Genomic DNA, 20,167 nt, shown 5'->3' with positions numbered 1-20,167 from the left:
GCGCTGTCGGCCTGGCGCGACATGCGCGTGTAGACGTCGGTGCAGTGGCTGAAGCGGTCTGCGTCGCTCTCGGTCTCAAAGGCGCCGTCCGCTACCTGGCGCGCGACGCTGGCGACGCTCTCTGCGAAGTGGGCGAGGGCCTGTAGTCGTGCCCGGAACACCGCGGCGTCATCCGTGGCGGGACACGCTCCAACGCGCACGGAAGACGCAGCGGCCGGGCCGTTCGCGCGCATGGCTTCCGCTAGCCAATGCGCGATGGGCTGAACGGTCGGGCAGGTGCCCGCCGCGTTGTTTGTAAATGGCAGTCCCATGCTGGATTGTCCATCCTCGCTGAGTGTGCCCAGAAACGAGAACGCCGCTAAAACGATTGGCGGCGCGAGCTGGATGGATTAGGGTCGGTCTAGGTACGCCCGTAGCTCTTAGATACTGCCGGCTCTGCCGTTTGAAGCAGATCGGTCTTATGCGCGTGCTCCTGTATGTCTCTGGCGGTCGGCATGCCAGGCGGGCGGGCTGGCGCCTGTGCGTGGCCACGCTGGGCCAGTACATCGGCAATCCGGCGCAGGTCCGCCAGGGGGCTACGGGTTTGGGGTTTGGGCATTTGATTCTCTCCGAATGAAAGGGCCGGGACGAAACGGCGGAAGCGCCTAGCGGCGGGCGGCTTGCATGACAGGCCACACGCAGCCCGCCGCTAGGCGCGACGGGGTTCGTAAAGGTTTGGTGGTCATCCTGGCACCGCCGCGCGCGCATCGAGCCATTCGGACACAGCCGTGCTTTTCCACGCGACACTGTTAGCCCCGAGGCGTACCGGCGCGGGAAACGACCCCGCGGCGATCCATCGGTAGAGAGTAGGACGCGAGACGCCGACGAAGGCCAGCACATCGGCAATCCGCATCATGCGGTAGGGATGAGCGCTCATGATCTGTAATGGATACTCACGATATTCAATGAGACAACGATACCGCGCCCAGCCGCCGCCTGTCTAATCACTTTGACTTACATATCCTTTACATTCAACGATTTAGCGGAAAAAAGATGGTCGGCCCATGCCTGCATCATGGCTCGCCGCTGTTCGAGCAGATCCGTGCGGTGATACGCCGCTTCCACTTTGTTCGACACTGCGTGCGACAAGGCGCGTTCGGCCAAGTCGCGAGCGAAGCCGCTTTCGCTAGCCCAGTCGCGAAACGACGAGCGAAAACCGTGGGCGGTCGCCGTTCGGCCGGCTGTGTCGCTCTTTGCATCCACACGGCGTAGAAACGCGGTCAGCGTCATGTCGGACAAGACCTTGCCGCGAGGCGAGGGAAACACCAGGGTTTCATCCAGGCCCGCGGCCTTTAACGCCTTGAGGGCAGCCACGGCCTGCGCAGACAGCGCGACCCGGTGCGGCTCCTTCGCTTTCATACGCTCTGCGGGGATGGTCCAAACCCGCGCCGTCAGGTCGATCTCATCCCACGTAGCGCCCCGGACTTCCCCCGAGCGTGCAGCCGTCAGGATCAGCACCTCAAGCGCGGCGCGTACCGTGTCGTGTTCGGCCCGCTTACTGATGTGGGCGCGCAGGAACGCGGGCACGGCCTTCCAGGCCATCGCGGGCTGATGCTCAGGCTTCGCGCTCTGCTTCGGCAAAAGGTGATCCACGACGGCGACCGGGTTTGCTTCTATGTAGCCATGCGCCCATGCCCACTTGAATACCGCATCCATCCGCTGGCGCGTCCGGCTCGCCGTCTCGGGCTTATCTAGCCAGATCGGCCGCAGCGCGTCGGCGCAATCCTTGGGGGTGATCGCGCAGAGCGGTTTCTCGTCCACCGTAGGAAACACGTAGCGCTCAAGTGTCGTAATCCATTGCGCTGCGTGCTTGGCATTCTTCCAGCCGGGTTTGAGTGCCTCATGCACCTTTTGGGCTGCCTGAGCAAACGTGAGCGGCTTATCTGCTGCCGATGCTGCTGCGGCGACCTTGGTCGCGGCGCGTGCGTCGATAGGGTCAATGCCGGCCCGTACCTGCCGCGCCATGTCGAGCGCCGTGTCGCGCGCCTGCGCCAGCGCGGATTGCGGATAGGTGCCGAGGCCGGCCTCTCGCCGCTTCTTCGAGACCGGAGAGGTAAAGCGAAACAACCACTTCCCCCGCCCGTCCGCCGTGGGCGCGATACATAACCCCGGCGTAGCTGCATCGTAGAGAAGCTTGTCACCCTGTTTGAGGGAATCCAGGAACCGTGTTGTCAGTTTCGTAGCCATGCCGGCAGTCTACCAGCCCAGCACCCAGCCCAGCAAATCGCGCGAGCTTGCGTGCCTGTCGATGAGACAACATTGCACTTACATTCGCCTTAAAATGGCTTTAAATCAAGGCTTATAGCAGGTTTCTGTGAGACGGCGTGCGACAAGGTGAGACACAATTATGGCGGCCCTTCTCTCCGCCAGAATCTGGCAGACATGCTCGTCAATCGACATGTGGCATGTCCGTAAAAAAGGCCCGCAAGCAATTGCGGGCCTTTTTCTTTGGCTGGCTTTTCTTGCTTCGCCGCCCTTTGTATCAAGCCGGACAGCTCGGTGACTTGGCCGGCACTTCACCGTGCGCGTGCGGTAGGCAGCAAGAGCGGGCAACAAAAGCGGGCAACAAAAACAGGCAATAAAAAAGCACCTCCGCAAAGGTGCTTTGGTTTCTCACCGCAGGTGAGAGGGGGGATCCGAACCGGGTCGGCAAACGCACTAGGATCCGGTTCGGACTTTGCAGGCCCAATCGGCTTGCACGATCTCACTGCCTTGCTGGCCAGTTTGATCATTCTGCGACTTACCTTCGCTTGCTATGCGTGTCTCGGTCGGCAGGACTTCAGTATAGGTCGGCAGCGGCAGGGGTCAACCAGAGTTTCGGCGCACCTGGCCGCGCGGGGCTCGCATGCTACGATCCCGGGAAAGACCGGAAGAGACAAACGTGAGCCATGACATTGCCGCGCGCTTCGACGCGGAATACGCCCCGCGCATCGCACAGGCGATCGCCAGGTTGTTCGGACAGCGCATCCATGTGGAACTTGTGCAGGATGAGAGTCCCGCGCGGATTCGGATCTACGGCGAGCCGTTCGACGAGGCGCGGCGCTTCAGGCATCCCTTGAATGTCTACCTGTCCTGGGACGGCCTCGAGGTGGAGGCCCTGTTCGCGGCCGGCGGCGAGGTGAAGTTCGCGCACTATCTCGCGGCGCTGCCGGGCAAGATGCGCGCGTGGCAGGTGCCGCGGCAGATCGATTTCGGCACGCGTTCGCAGGCCGACCCGATGGTGCTGCTGGGCGGCCTCGATTTCGAGCACTGAACGCGGTCCCGCCCGCGCCGCCGCCCCGTGGCGCGGGCTCGTGCTACAGTGCCCGGATGCGTTCTCCGGAGGAGCATCATGTCCAAGGATTCCACGCCGCATCTGCAGGCGATCGTCCAGACCGCGCCGCAGGCCGGCCGTTACGTATGGGTGATCACGCTGGTTGATTTCGACGCGCGGCTGGTCAAGCGCAATATCGTTTCCGACGATACCTTCACAACCTCGGACGCCGCGCGCGTGGCTGGCGACGCCCAGCTCAAGGCGATGGCGGCGGACAAATAGCGGCCGCCCGCGCTACGGGCAAGCGCGCCCCGGGTGGTGGCCCGGGTTGCTCCGGCCGTGCGCGTACGGCGTGGGAGCAACGATGAACCTTTGCGATGCGTGCGCGCAGATCCGGCCGGGCTCTACCGGCGGCACCGGACATCCGCGGCTGCTGTTGACCGATACACAGCGCATCAAGCCGCGCGGCGAGCCCGCCATCACCTTTGCCACCTATACGTGCGCGGACTGCGGCTGCCGCTGGCGCCACGAGAGCGACAAGAACGGAAAGGGACCCGGCTGGTCCATGGAGCCCGCCTGACGCAATCTCCGGGCGGGGCGCGACATCGCTGCCTCGCCACCTTGCCGCCTTCCCGCCTTCCTGCCTTCCTGCCTCAGGGCGTCATCGCAGCGTAGACCGTGTTCCTGAACCACGCACGGTAGTACTCGCGCTGGCCTGGCGCCTGCATCATCCAGATGGCGACGGTCTTCTCTTGCGGATCGACCCAGAAGTAGGTGCCGCCGACCCCGCCCCAGTAGAAATCCCCGACCGATCCCGCCGTGGCCGGCCCGCCGGTGCTCAGGCGCGTGCCGAAGCCCAGGCCGAAGCCGTAGCCCGGTCCCGGCAGGTAAGCGGGTCCGCGCGCCTGCGATGCGAGGCGGATCGGGCCGAGATGGTCGGCGGTCATGTTGGCCACGGTCTTCGGCGACAGCAGCCGCACGCCATCGAGTTCCCCGCCGTTGAGCAGCATCTGCGCAAAGCGGAAATAGTCCGCCGCGGTCGATACCAGGCCGCCGCCGCCGGATTCGAGCCTGGGCGCGCGGCGGATATCGATCAGGCTGACCGCCACCTTGCTGTCGGGATCGGTGGCGAAGGGCTCGGCGATGCGGCCTTGCTGCGCCGCCGGCACCCAGAAGCCGGTGTCCTTCATCTGCAATGGCGCGAAGATGCGCTGCTGCAGGTGTGCGGCCAGTGTCTGGCCGGACACGCGTTCCAGCAGGGCGCCGAGCACGTCGGTGGAGCGACTGTATTCCCACGTCGTGCCGGGCTGGAACTGCAGCGGAACCTTGGCCAGGTGCGCAATGAACTCACCGTTGCTTTGCTCGGTGGCGTCCACGCCCGCGCGCTTGTATTCGTCCTTGACCAGGGACTTGCCGAACACGCCGTAGGTCAGGCCCGAGGTATGGCGCAGCAGGTCCTGCACGGTCATCTCGCGCTGCGCGGGCACCAGCCCGAGCTCCGGCTTGCCGGCCGCATCGGTCTTCTCCACGCCGACCTGCAGTCCTTTGAGTTCGGGCAGATACTTCGAGACCGGGTCGGCCAGTTGCACGCGGCCGTCCTCGACCATCATCATCACCGCAACCGAGACGATCGGCTTGCTCATCGAGTAGATTCGGAAGATGGCGTCCTCGCGCATCGGCACCCTGGCGGCGGCATCCTGCCAGCCGATGGCCTGGGTGCTGACGAGGTTGCCATTGCGCGCGAGCAGGTACACCGCGCCGGGAATGCGGCCCTGGGCCACGTCCGCGCGTACGCGCGCGCTCATGTTGTCGAGTTGCGGGGCAGAGAAGCGGGTGGTCAGCGGCGTGGCGTTCTGCGTGTTCTGCATGGAAGCCGGCGTGGCGCAAGCGGCCAGCACCGCCGCCGCCAGCACGGGCAAAGTGCTTCTGATCATTTGTCTCATCCTTTGTCTTGTTGTTGTATTTGGCTACGCTTTGCCGAAGGGCTCGATTCCGGCAAAGGCATCGTGATCATCGCACGCGTGGCGACGCGCGTGTATCAAGGCTCACCCGGATCGGCCGGCGTGCCATGCTACGATCCGGACAACGTATTGGAGGTGAAGATGGCAAAGCACGTGTTCTCACGTAGCCAGTACCTGGCGATCCTCAACGAAAGCCTGAAGAATGATCCGCGCTGGCAGCCCGGCATGGCCTTCGTCTTCCTGCCGCCTGGCGCCGACGCGGCCAGTGCGAGCGGGGTGGGATGCACCGGGCCCGCGTCCGCGCTGCCGGTGTTTGCGGAGATCGAGCGCGTGGCCGCCGACCTGATCGAAGTGCGGGGCGAGGAATAGCCGGTGCGCTAGGCCCCGGGACATTGCCGGCCGTGGCCGGCGCCGACCTGCGTACAATACCGCCCCAGACTGACTCTAGCGGAACATGCCGTGAAAAAGACCGACCTCGAAAAGAACAAAGCGCTGAAGCTCGCCAATAGCCTGAAGCTGTCCTCGGCCGCGCACGGCGTGCGCGAAGCCGGCCAGGCCAAGATCGATCGCCGCGAGCAGCGCCGGCTGGACCAGGAGCAGGGCCTGGTGCCGTTCGCCTGCAAGCTCGACGGCGAGATCGTCAAGCGCCTGCAGGCGCTGGCGCCCGCCCACCCGGGTGGCATGAGCGGGCTGCTGAAGGAAGCGCTCGAACGCGGATTGCCCGCGTCTGCCTGAGATTCATCGCCGATGTTGGTCGCCGGTGCAGCCATTGATGTGGCTGGCATCGCAGGATGCGTGCCGGTGATGTGACGCATCGGGCGCCATGACCGGCCGGCGCCGGTTGCCCGTCAGGCGTTGCAAAGCAAAACGCCCGCTGTAGCCAGCGGGCGTTTTGCTTTTGTTGCTGTTGTCTCTTGCATGTCTTCTTGCCTTGCGCGCGAAGACGCCTCATGGTTCCCGTTGCATCAATGCACGAACAGCCAGATCAGCAGCAGCACGAAGGCCGGGACACCGAGCAGCCAAGCGAGGATATAGGGCATGATTTCTTTCCTTTCTATCGCTGTTTTCCACGGTTCCAATATAGGGAGCGGTCAACGCGCGCGATGTCCGGCGACTTCCCCTTGCGCTGTAGGACGGGACTGACCTGGCAGGGATGACGGAACGTGGGCGCAGGCGATCGCCGAGAGCAACCGAGAGCAATTGCCGGAACGGTCCGGCAGCGGCGCGCGGCGTGGCAAGGGCTGGCGGGAAAGGCGAAGGGGGAAGGGGGAAGGGGAGAGCAGAGGGGGAAAGGGCGCGCGTGGCAGGGGTGGCGCCATCGCGCGGGCAATGACGGCGCTCAGGCCGTCATCCCGGTGTGACTGCCGGAATCCTGCTGGCAGCCTGCTGGCAAAGGGCGTTCAGGCCTCTTCGCCATCCTCTGACTCGAGGAAATCGCGGCGCTGCAGCCAGTTTTCGATGGCTTCGTCGCAGACTTTCTTGAGCTTGTTCTTGTCCGGCAGGTTGTCGAACAGCTCGAAGTTCACCAGCGCCAGGCCGGCGTCGGTGATGTAGAACAGCCGGCCAGGCTCGTCGTAATGCACGATACGCCCGTCGATGCCGCTTTCTTCGCTGTCGGCCGGCATGTCTTCCAGTTCCACCACCCGGCAGGTGAAGCGCGGGGTGCGGGTATGGGTCAGATATTCAAACTCGTCATGCATCACCTCGCCGCCCTTGGGCGTGAAGATGGCGAAACCCCAGATAAAGCGGGGCATCGGCAGATCGGACAGATCATCAATCTCGTCCATGGTGTTCTCCCTGATTCGATAACCCGCATTATCGCTCACCGGGGGCCCGCGCGAACAATGTTATGCAGCGGAGCGCCTATTTCACGGCCTTGCAATTGGCATAGACGGGGGGCGCATCGTCGCCTTGCGTCAGGTCCTGGAGCCTGCCTTCGTCGCCCTTGGTGATCCATTGATGGATGCCGTGCGAGTAGCGGGCGCCGGAGCCGGTCAGCACGCTGACGAACAGCAGCGGCTTGCCGTCGAGCCGCACGATGGCGATCTGGTTGTCGGGGCTGTTGAAGTAGCGCGCGGTGAGCCGCTTGCCCGCGTCGCACTGGTAGTGCACGGTGACAGGCGCGTCGAAACGCACACCGTCGATGGCGGGTTTGGCAGCCGCCGGGAAGGCGGCCACGCCAACGGCGCCGGCCAGCGCGGCGGCCGCGAGGCAATGCCTGGGAGGACGCAGCGGCATGGAGGCTCCTGGTTGCGGTGGCGTGCGCGCGTCAGGACAGCATATAGCCGCTGGCCAGCGAGCGGAAGCTCTCCACTTCCGCGGCCTGCCAGGCCGCGTCGTGGCCATGCTCTTCGGCCAGGATCGCCGCCACGCGCGGCGCAGCCGCAATGGCGGCGCCGGCTTCGAGGAACAGCGCGCGGTTGCGTCGCGCCAGCACATCTTCCACGCGCCGTGCCAGCTCGTAGCGCGCGGCGAAGCGTACATGGGCGGCGCTCAGGCCGGAGCCCGGCACGAGGATTTCCTCCTTGCCGGGGAGGGCGCGCAGCATGCCGAGTTCATTGCCGTAGTAGCGGTCGGGCGAACTGCCGCCGGGGGCCGGCAGGTCCGCGGGCAGGCCCTTCGCGCCGTGCAGCTGCAGCTCGCCGGTCACGCATGGCGCCGCGGGCAGCATCTGGCGCTGGATCGCGGTGCCGACCACGTCCTCGGCCATCTTGCGGTAAGTGGTCCATTTGCCGCCGGTGACGGTGATCAGGCCGGCCTTGGACACCAGGATGGTGTGCTCGCGCGAGAGCGAAGCCGTGGAGGCTTCGCCGGTGGCCTTGACCAGCGGACGCAGGCCGGCCCAGACGCTGGTCACGTCGGCGCGGGTCGGTGTGCGCGACAGGTAGCGTGCCGCGGTCTCCAGGATGAAATCGACATCGTCGGCCCCGGCGCGCGGTTCCAGCGGCAGGTCCTTGCGCGGCGTATCGGTGGTGCCGACGATGGTGTGGCCGTTCCAGGGCACCACGAACAGCACGCGGCCGTCATCGGTCTTGGGAATCAGGATGGCCCGTTCGCCCGGCAGGAAGCTGCGCGGCAACGTCAGGTGCACGCCCTGGCTGGGCGCCACCATGCCGCGCGCCTGGCCGTCTTCCATCTGGCGGATGGCATCCACCCACACGCCGGTGGCGTTGACCACGCAGGATGCCTTGAGGTCGAAGCTGGCGTCGCCCAGCACGTCCTTGACGGTGACGCCGTCGATCACGCCGTTCTTCTGCGACAGCCCGCTCACGCGCAGGTAGTTGATGGCGGTGCCACCCACGTCGAACAGCGTGCGCATCAGCGCGATGGCGAGGCGGGCATCGTCGAACTGGCCGTCGAAGTACAGGTTGCCGCCGCGCAGCGGCCGCCCGCCCACGTGCTCGGCCAGCGTCGGCGCGGCGGCCAGCGTCTCGCGGTGGTTCAGCCAGCGGCTGCCGGACAGGTTGAGTCCGCCGGCCAGCATGTCGTAGACCTTCAGGCCGATGCCGTAGAAGGGCTGGTCGAACAGCTGGTAGGCCGGCACCACGAAGCCCAGCGGCCACACCAGGTGCGGCGCGTTGCGCGCCAGCAGGCCGCGTTCGTGCAGCGCCTCGCGCACCAGGCTGATATTGCCCTGCGCCAGGTAGCGCACGCCGCCGTGGACCAGCTTGGTGGCCTTGCTCGAGGTGCCCTTGGCGAAGTCGGCGGCTTCCACCAGCAGCGTGCGGTAGCCGCGCGAGGCGGCGTCCACCGCGGTGCCGAGACCGGTGGCGCCGCCGCCGATGACGATCACGTCCCACTTGGGCTCGCGCTCGAGCGTGGCGAGCAGCGCGGCGCGGTCTGGCGGGAGGGTGGGGGAGAACAGTTTCTGCATGATTCCTTGTTCGATGCGAATGCGCTTGGCGCGGGTGCTGCTATCTATGTGTGTGGTGCCGTCCGGCGGGGGCTAGGTGCCGCTGCCGGGCCTTCAATGCGTGGTGCGCGTCGGCGCGCCGTCTTCGCGCGCCCAGTCGCGCGCGCGTTCCACCGCGCGGTGCCAGCGCCACAGCTGGTAGGCGCGCGCGTCGGCGCCGAGATTGGGTTCGAAGCGGTGCTCCACCTGCCACTGGCTGGCGATTTCCTCTTCGCCGCTCCAGTAGCCGGTGGCCAGGCCTGCCAGGTAGGCCGCGCCCAGCGCGGTGGTCTCGGTCACGCGCGGGCGCACCACGGCCGTGCCCAGCAGGTCGGCCTGCATCTGCATCAGCAGGTCGCTGCGCGAGGCGCCGCCGTCCACGCGCAGCTCGGCCAGCGAGATGCCGGCATCCTTCTGCATCGCATCCAGCACGTCCACGCTCTGCAGCGCGATCGACTCCAGCGCTGCGCGCGCGATATGCGCCCGTCCGGTGCCGCGCGTGATGCCCACCAGCGTGCCGCGCGCGAACGGGTCCCAGTGCGGCGCGCCCAGGCCGGCGAAGGCCGGCACCAGCACCACGCCGCCGGTGTCGTCGCACTGGCGCGCCAGCGGCTCCACCTCCGGCGCGCTGTTGATGATCTGCAGCCCGTCGCGCAGCCACTGGATGGTGGCGCCGCCCATGAACACGCCGCCTTCCAGGCAGTATTGGGTGCGGCCCGCGGCCGGCGCGTCACCGCCCAGTTGCCAGCCGACGGTGGTGAGCAGGCGGTTGTGCGAGGCGACCGGCTGCGCGCCGGTGTTCATCAGCAGGAAGCAGCCGGTGCCGTAGGTGTTCTTGGCCATGCCGGGCGACAGGCAGGCCTGGCCGTAGGTGGCGGCCTGCTGGTCGCCGGCGATGCCGGCAATGGGGATCTCGGCGCCGAACCAGCGCAAGGCCGTGCGCGCCACCTCGCCGCTGGAGGGCACTATCTCGGGCAGCAGGCTGCGCGGGATGTCCAGCAGGCCGAGCAGGGCGTCGTCCCACGCAAAGTCATGGATATTGAACAGCAGCGTGCGCGACGCGTTGGAGACATCGGTGACGTGGCGCTGGCCGTCGGTGAGCTGCCAGATCAGCCAGCTGTCCACGGTGCCGAAGGCGAGTTCGCCGCGCGCCGCGCGTTCGCGCGCGCCCTCGATGTTGTCCAGCATCCAGCGCAGCTTGGTGCCGGAGAAATAGGCGTCGATGATCAGTCCGGTCTTGTCGCGGAACAGGTCGCCATGTCCCTCGGCCTGCAGCGCCTCGCACATCGGCGCGGTACGACGGTCCTGCCACACCAGTGCGCGGCCGACCGGCTCGCCGGTCTTGCGGTCCCACAGCACGGTGGTCTCGCGCTGGTTGGTGATGCCGATGGCCTGCACCTGGCTGGCGGCGACGCCGGCATCGCCCAGCACTTCGTGCGCCACGGCCAGCTGCGACTGCCAGATCTCGTAGGGGTCGTGCTCGACGTGGCCGGGGTGCGGGTAATATTGCCGGAATTCGCGCTGCGCGACCCGCACCACGTTGCCGGCGTGGTCGAACAGGATGGCGCGCGAGCTGCTGGTGCCCTGGTCCAGCGCCAGCACGTAGCGTGGCTGGCCCGGGGTTTGCCCCGGCGGCGGGTTTTGCTTCATGCTTTTTTTCCTGGATGCATTTTCGCGGGCGCGCCGTGGCGGCCGCCCGAAACATTCATGTCCGATACCTTGCCCGAAAGCGGGCGCCGCGACGCTGGCGCCCCGACCCTCTCACGCATCGCCGGCGCGCTGGCGGCGCGCAGCCGCTTCGACGCCGGCGCCCATCTCAGGCTGACCGTGGACGGCCGGCACGTAGGCTGGCTGCCGCGCCTGCATGCGCGGATCCTGCGCGCGCAAACCGCCGTGCCAGCGGTACTCGGGGAAGCGCCGGACGGCGGCGCAGCGCTGCTGCCCGGCTGCACGGAGCCTGCCGCGCGCAGCGCCGCGCTGGCCACGCTGGCGCGCTGGCTGGCGGACGCCGGCCATGTGCGCGGCTGGCGCGATGAATTGTTTGCGGTGACGCCGGCGCTGGAGGCGCCCGCGTTCGCGGTGATCGAGCGTGCCGCCGCGCGCTTTCTCGGCTTGCTGACTTTCGCCTCGCACATGAACGGCGTGATCGATGGCGAGCGCGCGTTGTGGATCTCGCGGCGCAGCGCCGCCAAGGCGGTCGACCCCGGCATGTGGGACAACCTGGTGGCCGGCGGCATGCCGCACGGCAGCGATCCGCTCGCCACGCTGGTGCGCGAGTGCGACGAGGAATCCGGCATCCCGCCTGCGCTGGCGCGGCGCGCCGAGGCGCACGGCGTGATCGAAGTGCTGCGCGAGATCCCGGAGGGCGTGCAGTGGGAAGCCGTGTACGTGTACGACCTGTTGCTGCCCGCGGACTTCGTGCCGCATAACCGCGACGGCGAAGTGGCCGAGCACCGGCGTATCGAGCCCGAGGCATTGCTTGCTATCATGGCGGATGGCGCCATGACCGTCGATGCGACGCTGGTGACGCTGGATACGCTCAAACGCCGCGGCTGGGGCTGCGGCGGGAGCGCACCCGGCACCCACCGCGCATGATCGGCGCGCACTCGACAGAACAACACACGATGAGCAATACCGGATTCATTCTCACCATTTCCTGCCCGGATCAGCCGGGCATCGTCCATGCCGTTTCTGGGCTGCTGTTCCAGCACGGCTGCAATATCGTCGATTCCGACCAGTTCGGCGATGAGTTCACCGGCCGCTTCTTCATGCGCGTGCATTTCACGCCGAGCGCGGGCGGTCCCGACCTGGCCACGCTGAAGGCCGCCTTCGCGCCGGTGGGCGACCAGTTCGGCATGCAGTGGGAATTGTTCGACGCCAGCGTCAAGCCGCGCGTGATGATCATGGTGTCCAAGATCGGCCACTGCCTCAACGACCTGCTGTTCCGCGCCAAGGCCAGCGGCCTGCCGGTCGAGATCGCCGCCATCGTGTCGAACCACCGCGATTTCTACCAGCTGGCCGCGTCGTACGACATCCCGTTTTTCCACCTGCCGCTGATGAACGCCTCGGCCGAGCAGAAGGCCGCGCAGGAAGCCAAGGTGTTCGAAGTCGTGCGCGACCAGAACATCGACCTGGTGGTGCTGGCGCGCTACATGCAGGTGCTGAGCGACGACCTGTGCCGCAAGCTGGCCGGCCGCGCCATCAATATCCACCACTCCTTCCTGCCCAGCTTCAAGGGCGCCAAGCCCTACTACCAGGCGCACGACCGTGGTGTGAAGCTGATCGGCGCCACCGCGCACTACGTCACGGCAGACCTGGACGAAGGCCCGATCATCGAGCAGGAAATCGAGCGCGTGGACCACAGCATGGATCCGGAGCAGCTCACCTCGGTGGGGCGCGACGTGGAGTGCGTGGCGCTCGCGCGCGCCGTCAAATGGCACGCCGAGCACCGTATCATCGTGAACGGCCACAAGACGGTCGTCTTCAAGTAAGGCCCCCGGTGCGTGCCCGGCGCGACATGCGCGGGCATCGCCCGAGCCGGTGACGCCTGCAGGGCGCATCGGTGGGCGCGCCAGCGGGCGCACCAGCGGGCGCACCAGCACGCGCGGCAAGCCGCCGCGTTCAGTCCTGCGCGACCACACAACGCACTCCGCTGTCTTCGAGCATGCGCTCGAATGGTGACTTGAGCGGCTGGTCGGTAAACAGCCTGTCGATCTCCGACAGGTGCGCCAGCTCCACCATGGCCTGGCGGTTGAACTTGCTGGCATCGGCCGCGAGCCAGATCTCGCGCGAATGCTCGATGATGGTCCGCGCGACCTTCACTTCGCGAAAGTCGTAATCGCGCAGCGTGCCGTCGGCCTCGATGCCCGAGATGCCGATCAGGCCGATATCCACCTTGAACTGGCTGATGAACTCCACCGTGGCCTCGCCCACGATGCCGCGGTCGCGCGAGCGCAGCACGCCGCCGGCCACGATCACCTCGCAATCGGGGTTGTCGGCCAGGATGTTCGCCACGTTGAGGTTGTTGGTGATCACGCGCAGGCCGCGGTGATGCATCAGCTCGCGCGCGATCTCTTCGACCGTGGTGCCGATGTTCAGGATCAGCGAGCAGCCTTCCGGGACCTGGCTGGCCACGGCGCGCGCGATGCGCGCCTTGCCTTCGGCGTTGAGCACCTGCCGCTGCCGGTAGGCGATATTTTCCACCGTGGAGCCGTCCACGCGCACGCCGCCATGGAAGCGCGCCAGCATGCCGTTCTCGGCCAGCAGGTTGACGTCGCGGCGCACGGTCTGCAGGGTCACCCCGAACTTGCGCGCAAGCTCGTCGATGGAAGCGAAGCCCTGGCTGCGTACCTCTTCGAGCAGGGCGGTCTGGCGTGGATTCAGCGTCATGCCGGCATTCTAGTTCAAACAGAAACGAAAACAAATGATGCGGTGCATGATTGTTTTATGTTCGTTTATGCACTAAAACGAGCGGGAAGCAAGGATTTGTGCGTCTGCATCATCGTCGTACAGGTGATGCGGCAGACACTTGGTGAGCATTCGAATTCCGGAGACTCGATGCAGCTCAGATTGGAAGGCATCGCCCAGCAGGCTGGTTCGCAGGCGTATCTGTATCCGATGTCGCTGGTGCCCGTGGCGGGCGCAGTGACCATCTTGCTGGGGGCCACCCAGGCCGGCAAGACCTCCCTGATGCGGGTCATGGCGGGACTGGACCGGCCCAGCGCCGGGCGCGTCGAAGTGGACGGCGTGGACGTGACCGGCGTGCCGGTGCGCGAGCGCAACGTCTCCATGGTCTACCAGCAGTTCATCAATTATCCATCCCTGACGGTCTTCGACAATATCGCCTCGCCGCTGCGGTTGCGCCGCGCCAAGGATATGGATGCGCAGGTACGGGCGCTGGCGGCGCGGCTGCATATCGAGCATCTGCTCGAGCGCTATCCCGCTGAACTGTCCGGCGGGCAGCAGCAGCGCGTGGCGCTGGCGCGCGCGCTGGCCAAGGGCGCGCCGCTGATGCTGCTGGACGAGCCGCTGGTGAACCTGGACTACAAGCTGCGCGAGGAACTGCGCGAGGAACTCACGCAGCTGTTCGCGCACGGCGATGCCACCGTGATCTATGCCACGACCGAGCCTGCCGAGGCGCTGCTGCTGGGCGGCCATACCGCGGTGCTGGATGCCGGCGAGCTGCTGCAGTACGGACCCACGCCCGAAGTCTTTCACTATCCTGCCTCGCTGCGCGTGGCGCGCGCCTTCAGCGATCCGCCGATGAACCTGATGTCCGGCGAGCTGAAAGCCGGCACCGTGGCCCTGCAGGGCGGCATTGCGTTGCCGCTGCCGGAAGCCGCGGGCCACGGCGGCCCGGTGACTGTCGGCGTGCGCGCCGGCGCCTTGCGGCTCGATGCCGTGCCCGGCACGGTGCCGCTCGCCGGCAAGGTGGCGCTGGCCGAGCTGTCGGGCTCCGACACCTTCGTCCACCTGGACTCGCCGGTGGGCAACCTGGTGGCGCAGTTTCCCGGGGTGGTGGATCTGCAGCTCGGCGCGCCGCTCACGCTGCATCTCGACCCGACCCAGCTTTACCTGTTCGATGCCGCCGGCAAGCGCATCCACGCGCCCAGCCGGCCGCTCCGGGTGGCGACGCCGGTGACCGCGGGGCAGGGAGCCTGACATGGCGCGCATCGACCTCGACCTGTCCCATTCCTACCGGCCGGACCCGCAGTCGGACGAAGACTATGCGCTGCTGCCGCTGAAGTTCAGCTTCGACGACGGCGGCGCCTATGCCTTGCTGGGGCCGTCCGGCTGCGGCAAGACCACCCTGCTCAATTGCATTTCCGGCTTGCTGCGCCCCTCGCACGGCACCATCACCTTCGACGGGCGCGACGTGACCGCGGCCACGCCGCAGGCGCGCAATATCGCCCAGGTGTTCCAGTTCCCGGTGATCTACGACACCATGACCGTGGGCGAGAACCTGGCCTTCCCGCTGCGCAACCGCGGCGTGGCGCCGGCCCAGGTCAGGGAGCGGGTGGGCCGCGTCGCGGAAATGCTGGATCTCTCCTCGTCGCTGGACCGGCGCGCCAGCGGGCTGGCGGCCGACGCCAAGCAGAAGATCTCGCTGGGCCGCGGGCTGGTGCGCCAGGACGTCTCCGCGATCCTGTTCGACGAGCCGCTCACGGTGATCGATCCTCACCTGAAATGGCAGTTGCGCCGCAAGCTCAAGGAGATCCACCACGAGTTCCGCCTCACGCTGATCTACGTCACCCATGACCAGACCGAGGCGCTCACCTTCGCCGAGCAGGTGCTGGTGATGTCGCGCGGCAAGGCGGTGCAGGTGGGCTCGGCCGATGCCCTGTTCGAGCGCCCGGCGCATACGTTCGTGGGCAACTTCATCGGCTCGCCGGGGATGAATTTCCTGGCCGGGTCGTGGCGCGACGGTGCCCTCGAGATCGCCGGGCGGCGCTATATGCCGGAGTTCTCGTCCACGACGGCGGCGGCGCTGCAGGCGGCCGGCGGCTTCAAGGTCGGCGTGCGCCCGGAGTACCTGCGCCTGGCCGCGGCCACCGATCCGCAGGCGGTGCCCGCGCGCGTGGAGCGCGCACAGGACATCGGCACCTACTGGCTGGTCACCGCCACCGTGCAGGAGCCCGGCGGCGAGCCCGCCATCATCCGCGCGCGGCTCGGCAACGAGGCCGCCGGGCTGGCGCAGGGCCAGACCGTGTGGCTGTCCGTGTTCAACCGTCATACCTGTTACTACGTCAACGAGGAGCTGGTGGCATGAGCACGCTGAAGCCCGTCAACCAGAAGGCCTGGCTGCTGGTGATCCCGGTGGTGCTGTGCGTGGCGTTCTCCGCCATCCTGCCGCTGATGACCATCGTCAACTACTCGGTGCAGGACATCATTTCGCCCGAGCGGCGCGTGTTCGTCGGCACCGAGTGGTTCCGCACCGTGCTGCGCGACGGCGAGCTGCACGATGCGCTGCTGCGCCAGCTCGGCTTCTCGCTCGCCGTGCTGGCCGTGGAGATCCCGCTGGGCATCCTGCTGGCATTGTCGATGCCGGCCAGGGGCTGGAAGGCCTCGGCGGTGCTGGTGGTGATCGCGCTGTCGCTGCTGATCCCGTGGAACGTGGTGGGCACCATCTGGCAGATCTTCGGGCGCACCGACATCGGCCTGCTAGGCGCGGCGCTTGCCGGCATGGGCTTCGACTACAACTACACCGGCAGTGCGCTGGACGCCTGGGTCACGGTGCTGGTGATGGACGTGTGGCACTGGACGCCGCTGGTGGCGCTGCTGTGCTACGCCGGGCTGCGCGCGATCCCCGACGCCTACTACCAGGCTGCGCAGATCGACGGCGCCTCGCGCCTGGCGGTGTTCCGCTATATCCAGCTGCCCAAGCTGCGCGGCGTGCTGATGATCGCGGTGCTGCTGCGCTTCATGGACAGCTTCATGATCTACACCGAGCCCTTCGTGCTGACCGGCGGCGGGCCGGGCAACGCCACCACCTTCTTGTCACAGTACCTGACGCAGAAGGCCGTGGGCCAGTTCGACCTGGGCCCGGCCGCGGCGTTCTCCATCGTCTACTTCCTCATCATCCTGCTCATGTGCTTCATCCTCTATAACTGGATGCAGCGCGCGGGCACCGCCGGCAGCGAGGACATGCCCCATGCGTGACGCCCAGCAGCGCGCGACCTACGGCCGCGCGGTCTTTCTCCTGGTCTACCTGGTGTTCGCCATCCTGCCGATCTACTGGATGCTGAACATGTCGTTCAAGTCCAACGAGGAGATCGTCTCCACGCTGTCGCTGTGGCCGAACGACTTCACGCTGGAGCATTACAAGACCATCTTCACGGATGTGTCGTGGTACTCCGGCTATATCAACTCGATGATCTACGTGGCGATGAACACCGTGATCTCGATCACGGTGGCGCTGCCCGCGGCCTATGCGTTCTCGCGCTACCAGTTCATCGGCGACAAGCACGTCTTCTTCTGGCTGCTCACCAACCGCATGACGCCGCCGGCGGTGTTCCTGCTGCCGTTCTTCCAGCTCTATACGACCATCGGCCTGATGGATACGCACCTGGGSGTGGCGCTGGCGCACCTGGTGTTCAACGTGCCGCTGGCGGTATGGATCCTGGAGGGCTTCATGTCCGGCGTGCCGCGCGAGATCGACGAGACCGCCTATGTGGACGGCTACTCGTTCCCGCGTTTCTTCCTGACCATCTTCCTGCCGCTGATCAAGGCGGGCGTGGGCGTGGCCGCGTTCTTCTGCTTCATGTTCAGTTGGGTGGAACTGTTGCTGGCGCGCACGCTGACCTCGGTCAACGCCAAGCCGATCGTCGCCACCATGACGCGCACGGTTTCGGCCTCGGGCATGGACTGGGGCGTGCTGGCCGCGGCGGGGGTGCTGACCATCGTGCCGGGCGGCATCGTGATCTGGTTTGTGCGGCACTACATCGCGAAGGGCTTCGCGATGGGCCGCGTGTAAGGGGGAGTGCATGCTGAGCTGGATGGTCTGGACCACCCCGGTGGCCGTGTTCTTCATCTGCGTGGTGCTGATGCTGATCTGCATGACGGTCTGGGAGGCGCGCGCACCCACGCTGGAGCGCAAGGGCTTCCTGCCCATCGCCACCACGCGCGGCGACCGCCTGTTCATCGGCCTGATGTGCGCCGCGTGGATCAACCTGGCGTGGGTGGGGCTGGGCGAGAAGATGGTGGCCTGGTTTTCGCTGGCCGAAGAACCGTCGATCTGGATCAGCTTCGTGACTTCGATGCTGGTGCTGGCACTGGTGATGCGCAAGGGCTGATGCTGGTGGAACAAGCCAGGACGGGAGCAGCGCGACGACAGGAATAAAGCGACGGAAATCTCGTCAATGGGCATGGCGGCCTGCACCTTCCCCGGACCGCAACCCAGACAAAGAGCAGGGAGGGGGATTCTCGAGGAGACGTTCATGAAGGTGCACGTGAAATTGGGCATGACGGCCATGGCCTGCGCGGCGGCGCTTGTCTGCGGCCATGCCGCATGGGCAGGCGAGGCGGAGGCCAAGAAGTGGGTCGACAGCGAATTCCAGCCGTCGTCGCTCTCCAAGGACAAGCAGCTCGCCGAAATGAAGTGGTTCATCGACGCCGCCGCCAAGCTCAAGGCCAAGGGCGTCACGCAGATCAGCGTGGTCTCGGAAACCATCACCACCCACGAGTACGAATCCAAGACGCTGACCAAGGCGTTCGAGGAGATCACCGGCATCAAGGTCAAGCACGACATCATCCAGGAAGGCGATGTGGTGGAGAAGCTGCAGACCTCGATGCAGTCCGGCAAGTCCATCTATGACGGCTGGATCTCCGACTCCGACCTGATCGGCACGCACTACCGCTACGGCGCCATCCTGCCGCTGACCGACTACATGGCCGGCGCCGGCAAGGAATGGACCAATCCCGACCTGGACGTGAAGGACTTCATCGGCACGAAGTTCACGACGGCGCCCGACGGCAAGCTCTACCAGTTGCCCGACCAGCAGTTCGCCAACCTGTACTGGTTCCGCGCCGACTGGTTCGCGCGCAAGGACCTGCAGGACAAGTTCAAGGCGAAGTACGGCTATGACCTCGGCGTGCCCACCAACTGGTCGGCCTACGAGGACATCGCCAACTTCTTCTCCAATGACGTGAAGGAGCTGGACGGCAAGAAGGTCTTTGGCCACATGGACTACGGCAAGAAAGACCCGTCGCTGGGCTGGCGCTTCACCGACGCGTGGCTATCGATGGCGGGCGCGGCCGACAAGGGCCTGCCCAACGGCATGCCGGTGGACGAGTGGGGCATCCGCGTCGGCGCGGACAAGTGCACGCCGGAGGGCGCCTCGGTGTCGCGCGGGGGCGCCACCAACAGCCCGGCCGCGGTCTATGCGCTTACCAAGTACATCGACTGGATGAAGAAGTACGCGCCGCCGCAGGCCATGGGCATGACCTTCTCCGAAGCCGGCCCGGTGCCGGCGCAAGGGCAGGTCGCGCAGCAGATCTTCTGGTACACCGCGTTCACCGCCGACATGACCAAGAAGGGCCTGCCGGTGGTCAACGCCGACGGCACGCCCAAGTGGCGCATGGCGCCGTCGCCATACGGCCCGTACTGGAAGCAGGGCATGCAGAACGGCTACCAGGACGTGGGCTCCTGGACCTTCTTCAAGAACACCGATGCCAACCGGCTCGCGGCGGCGTGGCTGTACGCGCAGTTCGTGACCTCGAAGACGGTGTCGCTGAAGAAGTCGCTCACCGGCCTGACCTTTATCCGCGACAGCGATATCCACCACGACTACCTCACCAAGAACGCGGCGCAGTACGGTGGCCTGATCGAGTTCTACCGCAGCCCGGCACGCGTGGCCTGGACGCCGACCGGCACCAATGTGCCGGATTACCCGAAGCTGGCGCAGCTGTGGTGGAAGAACGTGGCGACCGCCGTGACCGGCGAGAAGACCCCGCAGGCCGCGATGGACAACCTGGCCGACGAGATGGACCAGGTGATGGGACGGCTGCAGCGCGCCGGCATGAGCAACTGCGCGCCCAAGCTCAATCCCAAGAGCGATCCCGCCAAGTGGCTGTCGGACGAGCACGCGCCGTGGAAGAAGCTGGCCAACGAGAAACCGAAGGGCGAGACCATCGCCTACGACAAGCTGCTGCAGGCCTGGAAGGAAGGCAAGGTCAGGTAGGCACGGTGTGAACCGGCAGGACGCGGCAGGCGTCCTGGTCCGGCCGGGCGGCGCAACGCAGTCGGTTGCGCCGCTTTTTTTGGGGGATGGCGGGGAGGCGCGACAGCATTCGTGCAAAAGTGCGCCATTGCAGACGCGCAAGCCCCATCCAAAGATTCTTCTGAAAACTCCTTGACTATCTATCTACCAGTAGATAATATTCTGCTCATGGAAGCCACTGCTCCGCCCCAGCAAGAAAGCTGAAGCAGGAAAGAGGATCCAGCGCAGTACCGGGGACACCCCGTTTTTTTTGGCCAGACAGTCTATCTACTAGTAGATAACAGCCAGGGGAAGCGAAGGACTC

At 66.3% G+C, this 20,167-nt stretch carries 22 protein-coding genes; 13 read left to right on the top strand and 9 right to left on the bottom strand.

Annotation, left to right across the window (positions count from 1 at the left end; translation table 11 throughout):
* From AB4Z48_RS39115 to AB4Z48_RS39105, 3 genes are all read right to left on the bottom strand, one after another.
* Positions 1-311 (bottom strand): hypothetical protein (locus tag AB4Z48_RS39115; protein ID WP_441624046.1); only part of this gene is annotated, 311 nt, incomplete at its 3' end.
* Positions 312-721: 410 nt separating this feature from the next.
* Positions 722-916, bottom strand: coding sequence for a helix-turn-helix transcriptional regulator (locus AB4Z48_RS39110; protein WP_441624044.1), 195 nt, complete (start codon positions 914-916; stop codon positions 722-724).
* A 77-nt stretch (positions 917-993) separates the two neighbouring features.
* Positions 994-2,226: a tyrosine-type recombinase/integrase gene (locus AB4Z48_RS39105; protein ID WP_441624042.1), complete on the bottom strand. Its 1,233-nt coding sequence runs from the start codon at positions 2,224-2,226 to the stop codon at positions 994-996.
* Positions 2,227-2,920: 694 nt separating this feature from the next.
* Here AB4Z48_RS39105 and AB4Z48_RS39100 point away from each other — a divergent pair.
* The 3 genes from AB4Z48_RS39100 (at position 2,921) to AB4Z48_RS39090 (ending at position 3,872) form a co-directional block, all read left to right on the top strand.
* Positions 2,921-3,292 (top strand): DUF5594 family protein, encoded by a 372-nt coding sequence (locus AB4Z48_RS39100; protein ID WP_441624040.1) that lies wholly within the window; start codon positions 2,921-2,923, stop codon positions 3,290-3,292.
* 78 nt (positions 3,293-3,370) lie between these two features.
* The gene (locus tag AB4Z48_RS39095; RefSeq protein WP_441624038.1) at positions 3,371-3,574 is read left to right on the top strand and encodes a hypothetical protein; all 204 of its coding nucleotides are present in this window, start codon (positions 3,371-3,373) and stop codon (positions 3,572-3,574) included.
* An 82-nt stretch (positions 3,575-3,656) separates the two neighbouring features.
* Positions 3,657-3,872, top strand: coding sequence for a hypothetical protein (locus tag AB4Z48_RS39090; protein WP_441624036.1), 216 nt, complete (start codon positions 3,657-3,659; stop codon positions 3,870-3,872).
* A gap of 73 nt (positions 3,873-3,945) precedes the next feature.
* Here the strand turns inward: AB4Z48_RS39090 and AB4Z48_RS39085 are convergent, their stop codons facing one another.
* Positions 3,946-5,226 carry a serine hydrolase domain-containing protein gene (locus AB4Z48_RS39085; protein ID WP_441624034.1) on the bottom strand — a complete coding sequence of 427 codons (1,281 nt, stop codon included), beginning with the start codon at positions 5,224-5,226 and terminating at the stop codon, positions 3,946-3,948.
* Positions 5,227-5,394: 168 nt separating this feature from the next.
* On the opposite strand from AB4Z48_RS39085, the gene AB4Z48_RS39080 reads away from it, so the two are divergent.
* Complete coding sequence (locus AB4Z48_RS39080) at positions 5,395-5,622, top strand: hypothetical protein (protein WP_441624049.1); 228 nt, start codon at positions 5,395-5,397, stop codon at positions 5,620-5,622.
* Positions 5,623-5,712: 90 nt separating this feature from the next.
* Positions 5,713-5,988: a hypothetical protein gene (locus tag AB4Z48_RS39075; protein WP_441624032.1), complete on the top strand. Its 276-nt coding sequence runs from the start codon at positions 5,713-5,715 to the stop codon at positions 5,986-5,988.
* A gap of 665 nt (positions 5,989-6,653) precedes the next feature.
* Here AB4Z48_RS39075 and AB4Z48_RS39070 read toward each other — a convergent pair.
* From AB4Z48_RS39070 to glpK, 4 genes are all read right to left on the bottom strand, one after another.
* Positions 6,654-7,040, bottom strand: coding sequence for a hypothetical protein (locus tag AB4Z48_RS39070; protein WP_441624030.1), 387 nt, complete (start codon positions 7,038-7,040; stop codon positions 6,654-6,656).
* Positions 7,041-7,116: 76 nt separating this feature from the next.
* The gene (locus AB4Z48_RS39065; RefSeq protein WP_441624028.1) at positions 7,117-7,491 is read right to left on the bottom strand and encodes an MliC family protein; all 375 of its coding nucleotides are present in this window, start codon (positions 7,489-7,491) and stop codon (positions 7,117-7,119) included.
* 31 nt (positions 7,492-7,522) lie between these two features.
* Positions 7,523-9,127, bottom strand: coding sequence for a glycerol-3-phosphate dehydrogenase/oxidase (locus tag AB4Z48_RS39060; RefSeq protein WP_441624026.1), 1,605 nt, complete (start codon positions 9,125-9,127; stop codon positions 7,523-7,525).
* 93 nt (positions 9,128-9,220) lie between these two features.
* On the bottom strand, positions 9,221-10,795 hold the full coding sequence (gene glpK, locus AB4Z48_RS39055) for a glycerol kinase GlpK (RefSeq protein WP_441624024.1): 1,575 nt from the start codon (positions 10,793-10,795) through the stop codon (positions 9,221-9,223).
* A 57-nt stretch (positions 10,796-10,852) separates the two neighbouring features.
* Between glpK and AB4Z48_RS39050 the strand changes: the two genes are divergently transcribed.
* Both AB4Z48_RS39050 and purU read left to right on the top strand, forming a co-directional pair.
* Positions 10,853-11,740 carry a DUF4743 domain-containing protein gene (locus tag AB4Z48_RS39050; RefSeq protein WP_441624022.1) on the top strand — a complete coding sequence of 296 codons (888 nt, stop codon included), beginning with the start codon at positions 10,853-10,855 and terminating at the stop codon, positions 11,738-11,740.
* Between the two features lie 29 nt (positions 11,741-11,769).
* Positions 11,770-12,636 (top strand): formyltetrahydrofolate deformylase, encoded by an 867-nt coding sequence (gene purU, locus AB4Z48_RS39045; protein WP_441624020.1) that lies wholly within the window; start codon positions 11,770-11,772, stop codon positions 12,634-12,636.
* A 130-nt stretch (positions 12,637-12,766) separates the two neighbouring features.
* On the opposite strand, the gene AB4Z48_RS39040 is transcribed toward purU, so the two are convergent.
* Positions 12,767-13,534: a DeoR/GlpR family DNA-binding transcription regulator gene (locus AB4Z48_RS39040; protein ID WP_441624018.1), complete on the bottom strand. Its 768-nt coding sequence runs from the start codon at positions 13,532-13,534 to the stop codon at positions 12,767-12,769.
* Between the two features lie 168 nt (positions 13,535-13,702).
* Between AB4Z48_RS39040 and AB4Z48_RS39035 the strand changes: the two genes are divergently transcribed.
* From AB4Z48_RS39035 to AB4Z48_RS39010, 6 genes are all read left to right on the top strand, one after another.
* Positions 13,703-14,806 (top strand): ABC transporter ATP-binding protein, encoded by a 1,104-nt coding sequence (locus tag AB4Z48_RS39035; RefSeq protein WP_441624016.1) that lies wholly within the window; start codon positions 13,703-13,705, stop codon positions 14,804-14,806.
* A 1-nt stretch (position 14,807) separates the two neighbouring features.
* Positions 14,808-15,914 carry an ABC transporter ATP-binding protein gene (locus AB4Z48_RS39030; protein ID WP_441624014.1) on the top strand — a complete coding sequence of 369 codons (1,107 nt, stop codon included), beginning with the start codon at positions 14,808-14,810 and terminating at the stop codon, positions 15,912-15,914.
* A gap of 5 nt (positions 15,915-15,919) precedes the next feature.
* The gene (locus AB4Z48_RS39025; protein WP_441624048.1) at positions 15,920-16,804 is read left to right on the top strand and encodes a carbohydrate ABC transporter permease; all 885 of its coding nucleotides are present in this window, start codon (positions 15,920-15,922) and stop codon (positions 16,802-16,804) included.
* A complete protein-coding gene (locus tag AB4Z48_RS39020) occupies positions 16,797-17,618 on the top strand; it encodes a carbohydrate ABC transporter permease (protein WP_441624012.1) in 822 nt (273 codons plus the stop codon). Before AB4Z48_RS39025 ends, AB4Z48_RS39020 begins: the two co-directional genes overlap by 8 nt.
* A 10-nt stretch (positions 17,619-17,628) precedes the next feature.
* Positions 17,629-17,937: a DUF2160 domain-containing protein gene (locus tag AB4Z48_RS39015; RefSeq protein ID WP_441624010.1), complete on the top strand. Its 309-nt coding sequence runs from the start codon at positions 17,629-17,631 to the stop codon at positions 17,935-17,937.
* A 156-nt stretch (positions 17,938-18,093) separates the two neighbouring features.
* Positions 18,094-19,824 (top strand): ABC transporter substrate-binding protein, encoded by a 1,731-nt coding sequence (locus AB4Z48_RS39010; RefSeq protein ID WP_441624047.1) that lies wholly within the window; start codon positions 18,094-18,096, stop codon positions 19,822-19,824.
* Positions 19,825-20,167: the final 343 nt, after the last annotated feature.

The sequence above is a fragment of the Cupriavidus sp. 2TAF22 genome, from assembly GCF_052115045.1.
Lineage (GTDB): Bacteria > Pseudomonadota > Gammaproteobacteria > Burkholderiales > Burkholderiaceae > Cupriavidus.
This window is presented reverse-complemented; position numbering and strand designations above follow the sequence as displayed.

Coding starts and splice junctions, on each gene's coding strand:
- AB4Z48_RS39110 (WP_441624044.1), bottom strand. CDS start 916: ATGAGCGCTCATCCCTACCGCATGATGCGGATTGCCGATGTGCTGGCC.
- AB4Z48_RS39105 (WP_441624042.1), bottom strand. CDS start 2,226: ATGGCTACGAAACTGACAACACGGTTCCTGGATTCCCTCAAACAGGGT.
- AB4Z48_RS39095 (WP_441624038.1), top strand. CDS start 3,371: ATGTCCAAGGATTCCACGCCGCATCTGCAGGCGATCGTCCAGACCGCG.
- AB4Z48_RS39090 (WP_441624036.1), top strand. CDS start 3,657: ATGAACCTTTGCGATGCGTGCGCGCAGATCCGGCCGGGCTCTACCGGC.
- AB4Z48_RS39085 (WP_441624034.1), bottom strand. CDS start 5,226: ATGATCAGAAGCACTTTGCCCGTGCTGGCGGCGGCGGTGCTGGCCGCT.
- AB4Z48_RS39080 (WP_441624049.1), top strand. CDS start 5,395: ATGGCAAAGCACGTGTTCTCACGTAGCCAGTACCTGGCGATCCTCAAC.
- AB4Z48_RS39070 (WP_441624030.1), bottom strand. CDS start 7,040: ATGGACGAGATTGATGATCTGTCCGATCTGCCGATGCCCCGCTTTATC.
- AB4Z48_RS39065 (WP_441624028.1), bottom strand. CDS start 7,491: ATGCCGCTGCGTCCTCCCAGGCATTGCCTCGCGGCCGCCGCGCTGGCC.
- AB4Z48_RS39060 (WP_441624026.1), bottom strand. CDS start 9,127: ATGCAGAAACTGTTCTCCCCCACCCTCCCGCCAGACCGCGCCGCGCTG.
- glpK (WP_441624024.1), bottom strand. CDS start 10,795: ATGAAGCAAAACCCGCCGCCGGGGCAAACCCCGGGCCAGCCACGCTAC.
- AB4Z48_RS39050 (WP_441624022.1), top strand. CDS start 10,853: ATGTCCGATACCTTGCCCGAAAGCGGGCGCCGCGACGCTGGCGCCCCG.
- purU (WP_441624020.1), top strand. CDS start 11,770: ATGAGCAATACCGGATTCATTCTCACCATTTCCTGCCCGGATCAGCCG.
- AB4Z48_RS39040 (WP_441624018.1), bottom strand. CDS start 13,534: ATGACGCTGAATCCACGCCAGACCGCCCTGCTCGAAGAGGTACGCAGC.
- AB4Z48_RS39035 (WP_441624016.1), top strand. CDS start 13,703: ATGCAGCTCAGATTGGAAGGCATCGCCCAGCAGGCTGGTTCGCAGGCG.
- AB4Z48_RS39030 (WP_441624014.1), top strand. CDS start 14,808: ATGGCGCGCATCGACCTCGACCTGTCCCATTCCTACCGGCCGGACCCG.
- AB4Z48_RS39015 (WP_441624010.1), top strand. CDS start 17,629: ATGCTGAGCTGGATGGTCTGGACCACCCCGGTGGCCGTGTTCTTCATC.